Source organism: Nocardia sp. NPDC058114, from assembly GCF_042884695.1.
Taxonomy (GTDB): domain Bacteria; phylum Actinomycetota; class Actinomycetes; order Mycobacteriales; family Mycobacteriaceae; genus Nocardia.
In genome coordinates, this window is the sequence record NZ_JBHVTK010000011.1 from 212,789 (window position 1) to 226,150 (window position 13,362).

Consider the following 13,362-nt stretch of genomic DNA (forward strand, 5'->3'; position numbering starts at 1 on the left):
CCATGCGACTCGCCCGCGGAGACCCCCGCGGCGAGGGGCGGTAGCTCAGTCGGTTAGAGCCGCGGACTCATAATCCGCTGGTCGTGGGTTCGAGCCCCACCCGCCCCACTTCCCCTTCTGAACTGCGGTTTCTCCCAGCGGATTCGGGACGGATCGCCGCCAGGGCCGGACAGGTCGAGGATGGCCGGCCACTTCTCGGCTACCAGGCGCGGGTCCGCCTGGATGAACGCGACACGCTGCTCCACCCCGATCTCGGCGGCTGCTGTCGGCATCGCTCGGCCCTTCTGCGTATTGGTGCCGACGACAACCGCCTGCTCACCGCCGCTCGGGTATGTCAGCGCGAGAGTGTCCTCGGCCTGCGCTCTGGTCGGCTACTTCACGGTCAGCCCTGCGATGAGGACGGCGACCATCCGGCGGGGGTGGTAGCGGGGGGTGTGGCCGCCGATGCAGAGGTTGCCGACGGCGCGCAGGAGTTCGTAGGGGTCGGTGCCGGCGGGGATTTCGCCTGCGGTGACGGCGGCGGTGAGGAGGGCTTCGCAAGTGGGGACCAGGCGGTCGAGGAAGTAGGTGTGGAGGGTTTCGAAGGTGGTCGCGTCGGAGTGAAGTGCTTCTGCCAGGCCGTGTTTGGTGGTGAGGAAGTCGACGAAAAGGGTCATCCATTCGCCGAGTGCGGCGTGGGGGGAACCGAGGGCGGCCAGGAGTGTGGGGCCCGCTTCGGCGCACGCTTCGACCTGGTGGCGGTAGACGGCGACGATGAGGTCGGCCCGGGTGGGGAAGTGGCGGTAGATGGTGCCCACGCCGACGCCTGCTCGGGCGGCGATCTCGCGGACGGGGACATCGACGCCCGAGGCGATGAAGGCGGCCGCGGCTGCGTCGAGCAGGGCCTGCTGGTTGCGCCGCGCGTCGGCGCGTCGGCGCGGCGCCTCGGTCGGATTGTCGGCCACGAGACCTCCCTCTTGTTAAACGGAACAGTGTTCCGTATGTTGATTAGCGGAACATCGTTCCGCTTGGTCGAGGATGCCAGAACCGGCGAGCCGAACCAAGCCCATCTGGGAGGAACCGCCATGCAGTACCGCACTCTGGGCCGTACCGGCGTTCAGGTCGGCACGCTCGTGCTCGGCGCGATGAACTTCGGCAAGCTGGGAAATTCCACCCAGGACGAGGTCACCGCCATGATCGATGTCGCCATCGACGGCGGCGTCAACCTCATCGACACCGCCGACATGTACGGCCAGGGCGAATCGGAGGAGCTGGTCGGCAAGGCCGTCGCGGGTCGCCGCGACGACCTCGTGCTGGCCACGAAGGCGACGATGCCGATGGGCGAGGAGCGCAATCATCGCGGCGGTTCACGCCGCTGGCTCATGACCGCGCTCGACGACAGCCTGCGCCGACTCGGCGTCGACCACGTCGATCTCTATCAGATCCACCGCTGGGACCCCGAAACCAGCGATGAGGAAACCCTCTCGGCGCTCACGGATCTACAGCGTGCGGGCAAGATCCGCTACTTCGGATCCTCGACATTCCCCGCGTACCGCATCGTGCAGGCGCAGTGGGCGGCCGAAGAACGCCACCTGAGCCGCTATGTCACCGAACAGCCCAGCTATTCGATCCTGCAGCGCGGCATCGAGACTCACGTCCTGCCGGTCACCGGGGAATACGGTCTCGGCGTGCTCGCCTGGAGCCCGCTGGCCTCGGGATGGCTCTCGGGCGCCATCCGCGCCGACCGCGAGATATCCACCAGCCGTTCGGCATTCATGCCCGACCGGTTCGACACCACCATCCCGGCCAACCACGCCAAGATGGCCGCCGTCGAGCAACTCGCGGACCTGGCAGACCAGGCGGGCCTGACCCTGATCCAACTCGCCCTGGGTTTCGTCACGGCCCATCCCGCCGTCACCAGCGCCATCATCGGCCCCCGCACCATGAACCACCTGCACGCCCAGCTGGCCGCCGCCGACACCGTCCTGCCGCCCGAGATCCTCGACGCCGTCGATGCCATCGTGGCCCCTGGCACCGACCTCGCCCCCGACGAGAAACACGACACCCCACCATCTCTGCTGGACGCGTCCCTGCGTCGTCGATGAGTCGACGTCAGAAGCTCGTGGCTCGTGCCGGCCGCGGCTCGGACGTGAGTAGATCGCGCCATCGGTTCATCAGCAGCGCGGTGTATTGGTCGGCGGTGATGTCGTAGGCGCCGAGGGCGTAGCCGTCGTTGGTCTCGACGAGCGTCGTTTCCCCGTTGGTCAGTACGCCGAAATCGATGGCGTAGGCAGCGGGGGCGGTTCCGGAACGATAGTAGGCACTGACCGCTGACTCGACTGTTTCCCTGTTCAGTGGCACGGAGTTGTCACCCTCGTAGTGGTCCACGGCCACGATCCGCCTGCCGATGACATAGACGCGGTATTCCGACACCCAGGTGACGACCTCGGAGCACCAGACGCGCTGGCGCCGACTGGTATTCCCCCATGCGGCGAAATCGTGTTCCGAGTAGCAGACCGAGCCCGTGAAGGCCTTGCGGCGGTCCGCGGGTTTGACGAAAACCGGCGGGGAGGAGCCGCCATCCATCGAGCGCTCGATCTCGCCCAGGGTCGACGCCCACACCTTCCGCCCGAGGAAGCCGCGAAGCACGTCGGGATAGTCGTCGGGTTGCGGTAGCGGGATGCCCAATTGGCGCATCGCGCCGTGCATCGCGGCCATATCCCCGGCGATGAAGATGCCGGGTCCCAACGTCAACTGCCTGCGTTGAATACGCTTCAGGCTGTAGTGGCGGACGGGGACGCCGAGTCTTGCGAGGCCCTCGGTGAGGAGCTTCTCCTCGTGCCGCATCGGACCCGATCCGGCGTACTGCAGGTAGGCCACCGTAAAACTCATGCCTTGATGATGCCTGTCGACAGCGTTGCGGATTCAGCAAATGGCTGGGAAATTACCTGTGCGCCAGTCGAAGTCCCCGACGGTCGGATCGGCGTAGGGCAGCGGAAGGGGCCGATCGACGATGCTGGTCGGATGGTATCTAGGTGCGCGGGGTGAGGATCACGATCGGGATCGTGCGACTGCCCGCATGACGTTGGTAGAAGTCGTAGCCCGGGAAGAGCTCGACGAACTTCGGCCACAGCAGTTTTCGTTCCGCGTCGGTGGCTACGCGGGCCCGGACGGGGTGCGACCGGGCGCCGATCTGGATCGTGCTGTCCGGGTTGGCTTTCAGGTTGTGGAACCAGGCGGGGTGGGTTGGTTGGCCGGCTTTGGACGCGGCAAGGGCGATGATGTCGCCGTCGGCGTGGAACATCAAGGGTGAGGTTCGGCGGGTGCCGGTTCTGGCGCCGACGTGGTCGAGCAGCAGGATTCGGGCGTCGGGCCAGGCGGGCATGTGGCCGCCGAGCCTGCCGTTGGTTCGGCGGTACAGGGCCACATGGAGTTTCGTCGATCGGCGGCCCAGGTAGATGCCGCGCTTGTTCATGAATTGGGAGCACGATTCCACCAGTCGTGCCATCGACGACCTCGTGGCGCCATGACCGGTACCGGTCTTGTTCGGATCACTCACTGCCCCTCCAGTGTTCGTTCTACTACGGCCGATAGTAGACAAATTCCCGGTCGGCCGAGGGGGAATCGTCAAGCGAGGAGTTCGCGGGCGAGGGTGGCGGTCCACCAGGTTTCGACTCGGTCGGGCGACCAGCCTCGTTCGGTGGTGAGGGTGGTGTAGACGTCGATGGTGCACAGGGCGGCGTAGATGTCGACCGAGGTGGGGAGGTCTTCGCGAAGGGTGCCGGGAGGCCAGGAGGTGAAGACCTCGATGCGGGTTCGGTCGGCGCGGTGACGGGCGTCGACGTAGGTGGTGGCCAGGGCGGGTTCGGTGCGGCCCGCTTCGCGGATCAGGGCGATGACGTCGGCGGCGCGTTCGTAGAGGCGACGGTCGTAGCCGGCCATGGCGGCCAGCTGAGCTCGGGGGTCGCCTGCCGCGGCTTCCAGGGTGTCGAGCATCTGCGGGGCGTCGGCGGAGAGATCGGCGGCATCGACTATTGCCTGGATGAGCCCGGTTTTGTTGCCGTAGGCGGAATAGACGGTGGGAACGGAGACGCCGGCTTCGCGGGCCACGTCGCGGACCGTGGTGGCGGCCCAGCCCTGCTCCACGAACAGCCTGCGGGCGGCCTGGGCGATCTCGATGCTGGTCGCCTGGGCTTGCAGGGTGCGGCGAAGGGAGTCGTAGCGGCGGCGAGGTGAGTCGGTGGCCAAAGGGGGTTCCTCTTTCGTTTTATGGTACCTATATTCAAAATATGAACGATAAATCTAATCTGTCGAGCGGCGCGCGGTTTCAGCGGGTCGCGGGGATCGCCGGTATCGGGTTCGCGCTGATCATCCTGGGGGCCAATCTGATCTTGGCACCCGCCGGGTTGCCGAAGCCCGGTACCGACTCGCGCACAGCCGTCGCGTTCTTCGTCGACCACCGCGACCTCGTGGCGCTGGCGATGGCGCCGGTACCGCTGGGCTGGTTCTGTGCCGTGCTGTTCGGTGCCGGTGCACTGGCGGCCCTGCGACCGGCCGAGCGGACGGCGGGGACCGGGTGGTCGCTGGTCGGCTTCGCCGGATTGCTGTTGCAGAACGCGACTTTCACAGTGATCGTCGGAATTCGTTATGCCCTCGGCGCTTCGAGCGGGGAAGGCGGCGCACTGTGGGCGCTGCACGATGCCCTGCTCGCACTGAACGGCACCTTCCTCGCGACGGCACTGGTCGGACTGACGGTCGCGGGCCGGCTCGGCGGGCTCGTCAAGCCATGGCATGCGACCATCGGATTCCTCGCCGCCGCACTGCAATTCACCGCGGCGACCCTCACGCCCCTGATCATCGACCACGATGGCCCGCTCGGTCTCATCGGCCTGTCCGGCTGGCTGCTGTGGTCGGCCTGGTTCATCGCCTACGGCGTAGCGCTCCTGCGCACAGCCGCAGCCCGATGACTTATGTCATGGCTTGACCGTGTGAATCCCATCGGGGATCGGTGACTGCGCTTACTACTGGCGACGCCCCGCGTCGACCACCGTAGAAGGCATGAGAAACACAGACGTCATCACCGCGCGCGGGCTGCGCCGAACCTACGGCCGCGGCGACGACGCGTTCGAAGCCGTCAAAGGCGTGGACCTGGAGGTGCACGAAGGGCAGGTGTTCGCCCTGCTCGGAACCAACGGCGCGGGAAAGACTTCCACCCTCGACATGCTGGAGGGGCTCATCGCCCCCTCGGCAGGCGAGGTCGAAGTCTTCGGCCTCGACCCGCTCCGGCACCGCGACCAGGTCCGTCCGCGGGTCGGCATCATGTTGCAGTCGGGCGGGTTGCCCGCCGAGCTGACCGTCGGCGAGACGCTCGACATGTGGCGTGGAACGTGCACCGCACCGACCACCGCCGAGGCAGTCTTGGCGCAGGTGGGCCTGACCGACCGGTCCGGGGTGCGGGTCGGCTCACTGTCGGGTGGTGAGCAGCGCCGCGTCGACCTGGCCTGCGCCCTGCTCGGGCAGCCGCGCCTGCTGTTCCTCGACGAACCGACCACCGGCCTCGATCCGGAAAGCCGGCGTGGGACATGGCAATTGCTCGCCGACCTCAAAGCGTCGGGGGTGACGATGGTCCTCACCACGCACTACCTGGACGAGGCCGAAGCGCTCGCCGATCAGATCGCGATCATGCACAAGGGCGCGATCGCCCGCAGGGGCACGCTGCGCGACATCGTCGACGACCATCCGGCGCGGATCGCCTTCGATCATCCCGGCCTGCCCGTGCCGCAGTTCCGCGGCGCCCGCGTCGACGCGCGAGCGCGAGTCACCATCAGCACCAACGACTTACAAGGCCACCTGTTCGAACTGCTCGGCTGGGCCGGCGAAGCAGGTGTGCGCCTGACCGGACTCGAAGCGCGCGCCGCATCCCTGGAATCGGTCTTTCTCGATATCGCCGAGGCAACCACTCCCACCCTGATCGGAGCACGATGACCACCACCCTGCCCGCCGGCGGATTTCGCCGTCGACCACTCGCCGCGCTCGCCACAGCGGAGTGGCTGCAGTTCCGGCGCAACAAGACTCTCGTCTACATGGCGACGGTCTTCCCGATCGGAATTCCGTTGGCCACCTACTTCATCGCCCGCAAAGACGCCGAGCCCACAGCGGCGATGGCGGCGGTGACCTTCGAATTGCTGGCACTGCTCGCCCTGCTGTTCGTGCAGTACTACTCGGTGCTGTCGATGGTGACCACCCGCCGTAGCGAAGGCGTCCTGAAACGATTGCGCACGGGCGAGGCCGCCGACTGGCAGATCCAGCTCGCTCCGGCCATCCCGGGTGCCATCATGACGCTCGCGTGCACCGCCGTCATCGCCGTGGTGGTCTACGCCACCGGCGCCCCCGCGCCCGTCAACCCACTGGCGATCGTGGTAGCACTCGTCGGCGGAACAGTGCTGTTCTCGCTGCTCGCCCTGGCCACCAGCGCGTACACCAAGAACGCCGAGGCCGCGCAGATCACCTCGCTGCCGGTGATGATCATCGCGATGCTCGGCATGTCCTCGATCCGCGGCGTACTGCCCGATCGGCTGGCGCAACTGGCCGACTGGACCCCCTTCGCCGCCGTCTCCGACCTCCTCTCCCTCGGCACGTCGGGCACGCTGTCGGCGTTCGCCGAATCCGACGCCGCGCTCGGCTTCGCCGATACCGTCACCGAATCCGGCCGGCCGTTTGCGACACTGGCGTTATGGACCGTGCTGGCGCTCGTGCTGACCCGCAAGAGCTTCCGCTGGGACGACCGCGGGTGATGCGCGCGACCGCCTGGTGGCACGAGCTGTCGGGAGCCGCCAAGTTCCGGCTCTACACCCGGCTCTCGTTCCAGGCGGTGATCGCCGTGCTCGTCGTCGTGCTGGCGATCAGCGCCGAGTCGGTGCCATCGGTGCTCGGGATCGTCGCCGGTGGCATCGCGGCCGGGTTCGCGTTGGAGGCACAACCCGCGTTCGCCACCGTTCCCGGTGTGGTGGCGCGGCCGCGGATGTTGCCCGTCGCCATCGTGATGCTGGTCGCGCTGTGGGCGATCAGCGGGATCGTCGCCCGCCTGGCCACCGACGAGGCGACGGTCCTCAGCGCGCGCACGGTGGGCGTGTCCGCGGTGTTCATGGCGATCTTCTCCGTCATCCCGTTCACTCGCCACAAGTGGTGGATTCTGGTCGTTCTCAGCGTGGCCACTCCGCTGGTGGTCTTCGGTACGCCACTGGGCGCGGGCCTGCAGGGTGCGGCGGCGTTCCTGTTCACCGGGGTCTTCGCGATCGTGTTGACCCGGCTCACCGTGTGGGGGCTGGGCATCATCGACGAGTTGGAGCGAACCAAAGGTGTCGAGGCGCAACTGCAGGTCGCCGAGGAACGGTTGCGCTTCTCGCGCGACCTCCACGATGTCGTCGGACGCGGCTTCTCGGCCATCGCGGTGAAAAGCGAACTGGCGGCGGCACTGTCACGGGCAGGCGACCTCGATCGAGCGACCGCGGAAATGGACGAGGTCAGAACACTGGCGGTCGAATCGATGGGGCAGATGCGCACCCTGGTGCGCGGCTACCGCAATATCGACCTGCGCGGGGAAGTGGCCGGGGCGCGATCACTGCTGTCGGCGGCGGGATGCGCACTCGTCGTGGAGGGTGACGCGGCCAAGGTGCCCGCGACATTTCATGAAGTCGCGGCCTGGGTGGTCCGGGAAGGCACAACCAATATCGTCGAACACTCGGCCGCGACCACCGCGACCCTCGCACTCGGCGGGTCCGGCATGTCACTGCGCAACGACCGCCCGCAGGGCGCGATCGGTGAACGATCCGGGCTGCGCGGCCTCGGCGAACGACTCGCCGCTGTCGGCGCGACCCTCGACATCGCCACCTCCGGCGACGAATTCGCCCTCGAAATCCATTGGGAGAAGCAGTGATTCCCGTATTACTCGCCGACGACGAGACCCTCATCCGCGCTGCCATGGCGACGATGCTCGGCCTGGAGCCCGATCTCGAGGTCGTGGCCCACGTCGGCTCCGGTGCGGAACTCGTCGCCGCGTGGCGCCGCAGGGCCGAGGTCGGCGAGCCGGGCGCCGTCGCGGTCATCGATCTGCAGATGCCGGGCATCGATGGCATCGACACCGCCGTCGAACTGCTCCGGATCACCCCTGGTGCCGGCACTTTGATCGTCACCAGCCATGGCAGGCCCGGGTATCTCAAGCGCGCACTCGCGGCCGGTGTGCGCGGATTCCTGCCCAAGACGACCTCCGCGGCGACGCTGGCCGAGGTGATCCGGTCGGTGCACAACGGTGGCCGATACGTCGATCCCGAGCTCGCGGCCGAAGCCATCAGCGCGGGCGACACCGTCCTCACCGCCCGCGAGGCCGACGTCCTCGAATTCGCCGCCGACGGCGCCTCCGTGGAGGACATCGCCAAACGCGCACACCTGTCCCCGGGTACCACCCGCAACTATCTGTCTTCGGCGATGACCAAGCTCGGGGTGTCCAATCGCTACGAAGCCGCCCTCAAAGCGCGCGAGAAGGGCTGGATCTAGCCCGTATTCGCCTAGGGTGTGGGGCGTTACGGTGCGATGAGAGGGATGGCGATGGCTGCTGCGCTGGTCAAAGGACAGAACGCGGGCTTGGCTTCGGGGGAGGTGGTGCTGTCGGTGCGCGGCGGCGTGGCCGCCGACCTCTCGGCACTGCTGGTGACCGACGCGGGGAAGGTGCGTTCGGACGCGGATTTCGTCTTCTTCAATCAGCCGCAGGCGCCGGGTGTTCGGCTCCAGGGTGCCGCGCTCGAGGTGTCACTCGGTGCCGTGCCGGTCGAGATCGCGCAGATTCGCGCCGTGATCACTGTCGCGGCAGAAGGGGATACGTTCGGCGGCGCCACGTCGCCGGTGGCTTCGGTCGCCGACAGTGCGGGGAACGTGCTGCACGAGTATGTGATCGACGGCCTCGATCGTGAGTCGGTGGTGATCGCGCTCGAGCTGTATCGCCGGGGTGACCAGTGGAAAGTCCGTGCCGTCGGACAGGGCTACGCGGGCGGATTCCCCGACCTGGTCACCGATCACGGGGTGAGCGTCGACGACGAGCCGGAAGTGGTCGCGGAAGTTCGGACGGTTCCCGGCGAGGCGGCGCTGTCGTTCGACAAGCGCCAGAAGCTGGACATGCGCAAGCGCGAAGTCGCGAAGGTGCTGATCGACAAGAGCGCGTTCGGAGCCAGGGCGCGGGTGGTGCTGGTGATCGACAAGACCGGCAGCATGGAGAAGATGTATCGCGCCGGCACGGTGCATCGGGTCGTCGAGCGCATGATCCCGGTCGCCACGCAACTCGATGACGACGGCGTGCTCGAGGCCTACCTCTACGCGCTCAGCTACGTGAAACTGCCCGATATCACCGTCGAGGGCGGGGAGCAGTGGGCGCACACCTATCTCCATCTCAAGGGCACGCACCAGGGCGTCGACTACAACGCCATCGGCGGCCGCAACGACGAACTACCGATCATGCGCGCGGTCATCGACACCCTCACCGAGCCCACCCTCGTCCTGTTCTTCACCGACGGTGGCTTCGCGAAGAAGCGCGAGATCGCGGCGCTGATGCGCGAGGCCGCCCACCTGCCCGCCTTCTGGCAGTTCATCGGCCTCGGCACAGCCAACTTCGGTGTCCTGCGCACCCTCGACGAACTCGACGGCCGCGTCGTGGACAACGCGGGCTTCTTCGCCCTCGACGACATCGACCGGATCAGCGACGCGGAGCTGTACGGCAGGCTGCTCGGTGAGTTCCCCGACTGGCTGCGCGCCGCGCGGGCCGCGGGGATCCTTCGCTGACAGTCGTCCATCGGCTGGGATGCTCGTCATCGGTGGCCGGAAAACAGGTTGTCTCCGCAGGTGGGGATCGTTAGCGTGTCTACCGTTTGCAGTTCGCAGACTGGAAGGATCGACGCATGGAACCCATTACCGAACGCGACATCAGGTCGTCGTTCGTCAACTGTTCGAAGGGCGACGCCAAGCGCTTGAATGTGCCGCGTGACCTGGGTGAACGCCCCTGGGAGGATCTCGACTTCCTCGGCTGGACCGACCCCTCGTACGCGGGGCGCTGTTATATCTCGGTGCCGCGGGCGGACGGGCTGGTCAGCGTCGCGTTGCGGCACGAGACCGGCGGGTCGGGCAAGACACAGATGTGCACGATCTGCCTCACCACGCACTCCGGCGGCGGCGTTTCGCTGATGACCGCGAGCAAGACGGGCGAGTCGGGGCGCAAAGGCAACACGGTCGGTAGCTACATGTGCACCGATCTGGCCTGCTCGCTGTATGCGCGCAACAAGAAGCGGCCGTCGATGGGCAGCCGGTATCGCGAGGATCTGACGCCGGAGGAGAAGGCCCACCGCGTGGTGGAAAACCTGAACGCCTTCGTGGACCGGCTCTACACGTAGCCGACCCGACCCGCCGAACGACAGGAGGTAGATGCCGTGCGCCGACACTCGACAATCCGGTAGGCCCGAGTTCTGTTGAACCCCAACAGAACTCGGGTCGGTGTGTTCCTAGCCGGTCGAGTCGGCCCGGGCTGATCCCGGACCGTCCCGAGCGGAGCAGGAACCTAGAGCATCGCGTTCATGATGGTGCCCGCGCTGGTGGCGACGACGCCGCCGATCATCGCGCCCGCGACCATCTTCGGCGACTCCATAGAGCTGCCTGTCCACTTCTCCCAGGCGAACTTTCCGCCCGCGACAGTGATGGCGATGATGCCGGACAACAAGATGAACCAGGTCAGGTACCTGACCAGCTGCATGATCTTGTCCGCCAGTGGCGGTGCTTCGGGGGTCGGATTGCCGATCTGCGCCAAGGTATCGGTGACGGCGGCCAGGAGCATGGGGTCTCACTCGGTATCTCGGAGGAACGGGACGACGATGAACTCTGCACTGATGGTATCCGGTCATGTGTCACCGTGTCGGCGCCCATCTCGATCGAACCGATCGGTTTTGTTGGTGTGCAGGGGGTTCGCGCCCGTATCCTGGACCACGATCGAATACGGCAGGGCTGGAACGCAGTTCGCGTCACGCGATAGGGGAGCAGGCTATGAGCATCATTCTGACGTCGATGGCCGACACCATCACCACGTACGCGCAGATCGGCAACCCGTCGCCGGAAGCGCCTCCGCTGTCGGACAAGATCATGAAAATGGTTCAGTACCTGACCTGGTTCATGATCCTGTCGGGTGTGCTCGCCATCACCGTCGCCGGCGGAAAGTTCGCCTGGGAGAAGTGGACCGGCAGCTCCATGGAGTCGCCGAAGATGATCGCGGGCGCGATGATCGGCGGCGTCGTCGCCACCAGCGGCGGCACCATCATGAACGCGATTCTCGGTTAGATCCGCGCGCCCTTGGCGCGATTGCAGGCCCGGCACAGGATCTGCAGGTTCGTCACGCTCGTCGCACCACCGCGGCTGAGCGGGATGATGTGGTCGAACTCCAGGTAGTGGCCGTCGCCGCACTCGACGCACGCGCCGCCGTCGCGCTGCCACACCTGGGCTTTCACGTCCTGGGGGATGCTGCGGCTGTCGAGCTGTCCCGGCGTCAGGACCAGGCGTTTCGATACGCGCAGTGCACCTTCCAACGCTGCCGCCACATAGTCGGGGTCGGTGACGCCGAAGGTAGCGCCGCCGCGCGCCGAGGTCGCCGCGAGCACGACGGTGCCGTGCTCGGGATGCACCGACACCACCCGGTTCCACGGCAGCTCGATGCCGGTGCCGTCGCCGACGAAACGCAGCTTCTTGGAACTGCCGATCAGGCGGCCCTCGGTGTTGCGTGGGCCGCGCGCGAGCATGCGGATGTGGACAGCGGGCAGATCGAGGTGCACGCGTTCGTCGGGATCCAGATGCAGACCGGGGGTGTTGACGGTGGGCAGTTCGCCGGCGCGCAAGCGGGACAGGGTGCGGCCGCGATGCATTCGGCGACGCAGATCGTCGACGATCCCGCCCGACAGCGCCAGCTCGCTGACCACGTGTTCGAAAGCGTCCAGTTCCTCGGCGAACACCTCACCGTCGGCGAAGGCGAAGGCGACCATCCGCTCGACCTGGGTCAGACCCGCCTCGCGCAGTAGTGTTCGGCCGCGCTCCTCGTCGATGCGCTGGAAGCGCAGAGCGGCCCACACCTCGGTCCACTCCACCGACATCGTGCCGGGACCCGCGAGGACGCGCCTGGCTCGGTTGCGCCAGTGCGTGAGGAACTCCTCGATTTCGGCGGCACAGTTCTTGCACGGTCCGTGGCCACCGAACAGCTTGCGCCGCAGTGGGCTACCACAGCGGGTACAGCGGGTGCGGTGATCGTGGATGTGCGGGCGGACGCTCGAGGTCCACTCGTCGCCGTCCCACCAGCGGAGTTGATCGGGGGTTTCCGGGTCGGGGTGCCAGTCGGCGATCTCCGGGTCGACCGGTGGCGGGGGCGGCACGTCGATGACCCGGCGGGACAGGGCCGGTGGGCGCGTCGACGCCGGTCCGTCGTATCGCGCTGCGGCTGGATTCGCAGACTCGGGGGACGAGCGGTTCGCCCGGTGGTCGGCGCCGGGCAGATCGGCAGTAGACGTCGACGCGTCGTGCCGTGACGGCACACTCGCGAATCGTGCGCGATCGGCGGAGCGCGCGGCGTCGGCGGCTGCCCCATGCGGTCGCGCGGGCACCCGCGAGCTGTCGTCGGGAGTGATGCTGGGACGTCCGGTGGTGGGCTCGTCGACCGTGACCCCGAATTCACCGGCGAGTCCGGCCAGCCCGCCCGACCAACCCTGGCCGATCGCACGGAACCGCCACTGGCCGTCGCGGCGGTAGAACTCGCCGAACATCATCGCCTGGACGTCTTCGATACCGTCGATGGTGAACTGGGCGACCGGGCCGTCGGCGGCGTGCACGGTCAGCGTGAGGTCGAGGAGTTGGTCGAAGGTGGCGTCGTCGAGGGACGCGCTGATGACGATGCGCGCCACCTCGGGTTCGGTGCGAGGCAGTGAGATGCTCAGTCGCGCGGTGCCGGGGGCGGGCTCCTGGTCGAGGGTCACCGCCTGGGAGGCGTGCCGGGGTGCGTTGAAGAAGACGAAATCCCGGTCGGCGCGGACCAGGCCCGATTCGGTGACCAGCAGGGCGTGCGCGTCTACGGTATGCGCCGACCGCCATGAAACGACCACGGCGAGAAGCGATGTCGGTACCGGCGCGTGCGCACCCTTGCGTAGTTCCATGGTGCTCGCATGATGTCATGAGGGTCCGACAGGGTTTTTTTTGAGCGCTGGCGCGCTCGAGTTCGCGGCCCCGCCGGTCCCGCGGGTGTTGTGGGGGGGGTGTGTCGCGACGGGCGGACACCACCCCCCACGGGCAACCGGGCGGGCGCCGGCCCCCCCCGAG

Annotated in this window: 15 protein-coding genes and 1 tRNA gene; 10 read left to right on the forward strand and 6 right to left on the reverse strand. The window is 67.3% G+C overall.

The window, feature by feature from the left end; translation table 11 throughout:
* Positions 1–34 precede the first annotated feature (34 nt).
* Positions 35–108: transfer RNA gene (locus ACFVVI_RS30830), tRNA-Ile, on the forward strand.
* 263 nt (positions 109–371) lie between these two features.
* On the opposite strand, the gene ACFVVI_RS30835 is transcribed toward ACFVVI_RS30830, so the two are convergent.
* Positions 372–944 (reverse strand): TetR/AcrR family transcriptional regulator, encoded by a 573-nt coding sequence (locus ACFVVI_RS30835; RefSeq protein WP_387447907.1) that lies wholly within the window; start codon positions 942–944, stop codon positions 372–374.
* A gap of 120 nt (positions 945–1,064) precedes the next feature.
* On the opposite strand from ACFVVI_RS30835, the gene ACFVVI_RS30840 reads away from it, so the two are divergent.
* Positions 1,065–2,084 (forward strand): aldo/keto reductase, encoded by a 1,020-nt coding sequence (locus ACFVVI_RS30840; protein ID WP_387447909.1) that lies wholly within the window; start codon positions 1,065–1,067, stop codon positions 2,082–2,084.
* Positions 2,085–2,091: 7 nt separating this feature from the next.
* On the opposite strand, the gene ACFVVI_RS30845 is transcribed toward ACFVVI_RS30840, so the two are convergent.
* The 3 genes from ACFVVI_RS30845 to ACFVVI_RS30855 form a co-directional block, all read right to left on the reverse strand.
* Complete coding sequence (locus ACFVVI_RS30845; protein WP_387447911.1) at positions 2,092–2,871, reverse strand: ATP-grasp domain-containing protein; 780 nt, start codon at positions 2,869–2,871, stop codon at positions 2,092–2,094.
* Positions 2,872–3,010: 139 nt separating this feature from the next.
* Complete coding sequence (locus ACFVVI_RS30850; protein WP_387447913.1) at positions 3,011–3,538, reverse strand: nitroreductase family deazaflavin-dependent oxidoreductase; 528 nt, start codon at positions 3,536–3,538, stop codon at positions 3,011–3,013.
* A gap of 68 nt (positions 3,539–3,606) precedes the next feature.
* Positions 3,607–4,227: a TetR/AcrR family transcriptional regulator gene (locus tag ACFVVI_RS30855; protein ID WP_378994020.1), complete on the reverse strand. Its 621-nt coding sequence runs from the start codon at positions 4,225–4,227 to the stop codon at positions 3,607–3,609.
* 41 nt (positions 4,228–4,268) lie between these two features.
* On the opposite strand from ACFVVI_RS30855, the gene ACFVVI_RS30860 reads away from it, so the two are divergent.
* The 7 genes from ACFVVI_RS30860 (at position 4,269) to ACFVVI_RS30890 (ending at position 10,412) form a co-directional block, all read left to right on the forward strand.
* Positions 4,269–4,946 carry a hypothetical protein gene (locus ACFVVI_RS30860; protein ID WP_387447915.1) on the forward strand — a complete coding sequence of 226 codons (678 nt, stop codon included), beginning with the start codon at positions 4,269–4,271 and terminating at the stop codon, positions 4,944–4,946.
* Positions 4,947–5,037: 91 nt separating this feature from the next.
* The gene (locus ACFVVI_RS30865; protein ID WP_387447917.1) at positions 5,038–5,964 is read left to right on the forward strand and encodes an ABC transporter ATP-binding protein; all 927 of its coding nucleotides are present in this window, start codon (positions 5,038–5,040) and stop codon (positions 5,962–5,964) included.
* Positions 5,961–6,773, forward strand: coding sequence for an ABC transporter permease (locus ACFVVI_RS30870; RefSeq protein ID WP_378994025.1), 813 nt, complete (start codon positions 5,961–5,963; stop codon positions 6,771–6,773). The genes ACFVVI_RS30865 and ACFVVI_RS30870 overlap by 4 nt, the downstream gene beginning before the upstream one ends.
* Complete coding sequence (locus tag ACFVVI_RS30875; protein ID WP_387447920.1) at positions 6,773–7,915, forward strand: sensor histidine kinase; 1,143 nt, start codon at positions 6,773–6,775, stop codon at positions 7,913–7,915. The genes ACFVVI_RS30870 and ACFVVI_RS30875 overlap by 1 nt, the downstream gene beginning before the upstream one ends.
* Positions 7,912–8,532, forward strand: coding sequence for a response regulator (locus ACFVVI_RS30880; protein ID WP_387447922.1), 621 nt, complete (start codon positions 7,912–7,914; stop codon positions 8,530–8,532). Before ACFVVI_RS30875 ends, ACFVVI_RS30880 begins: the two co-directional genes overlap by 4 nt.
* A gap of 51 nt (positions 8,533–8,583) precedes the next feature.
* Positions 8,584–9,807 (forward strand): VWA domain-containing protein, encoded by a 1,224-nt coding sequence (locus ACFVVI_RS30885; RefSeq protein ID WP_387447924.1) that lies wholly within the window; start codon positions 8,584–8,586, stop codon positions 9,805–9,807.
* Positions 9,808–9,923: 116 nt separating this feature from the next.
* Complete coding sequence (locus tag ACFVVI_RS30890) at positions 9,924–10,412, forward strand: FBP domain-containing protein (RefSeq protein ID WP_387447926.1); 489 nt, start codon at positions 9,924–9,926, stop codon at positions 10,410–10,412.
* A 164-nt stretch (positions 10,413–10,576) separates the two neighbouring features.
* Here the strand turns inward: ACFVVI_RS30890 and ACFVVI_RS30895 are convergent, their stop codons facing one another.
* Complete coding sequence (locus ACFVVI_RS30895) at positions 10,577–10,849, reverse strand: hypothetical protein (RefSeq protein WP_101469239.1); 273 nt, start codon at positions 10,847–10,849, stop codon at positions 10,577–10,579.
* A gap of 206 nt (positions 10,850–11,055) precedes the next feature.
* Between ACFVVI_RS30895 and ACFVVI_RS30900 the strand changes: the two genes are divergently transcribed.
* The gene (locus tag ACFVVI_RS30900) at positions 11,056–11,346 is read left to right on the forward strand and encodes a hypothetical protein (RefSeq protein WP_378994033.1); all 291 of its coding nucleotides are present in this window, start codon (positions 11,056–11,058) and stop codon (positions 11,344–11,346) included.
* Here the strand turns inward: ACFVVI_RS30900 and ACFVVI_RS30905 are convergent.
* Positions 11,343–13,199 (reverse strand): TerD family protein, encoded by a 1,857-nt coding sequence (locus ACFVVI_RS30905; protein ID WP_387447928.1) that lies wholly within the window; start codon positions 13,197–13,199, stop codon positions 11,343–11,345. The two genes, ACFVVI_RS30900 and ACFVVI_RS30905, sit on opposite strands and share 4 nt — an antisense overlap.
* Positions 13,200–13,362 lie beyond the last annotated feature (163 nt).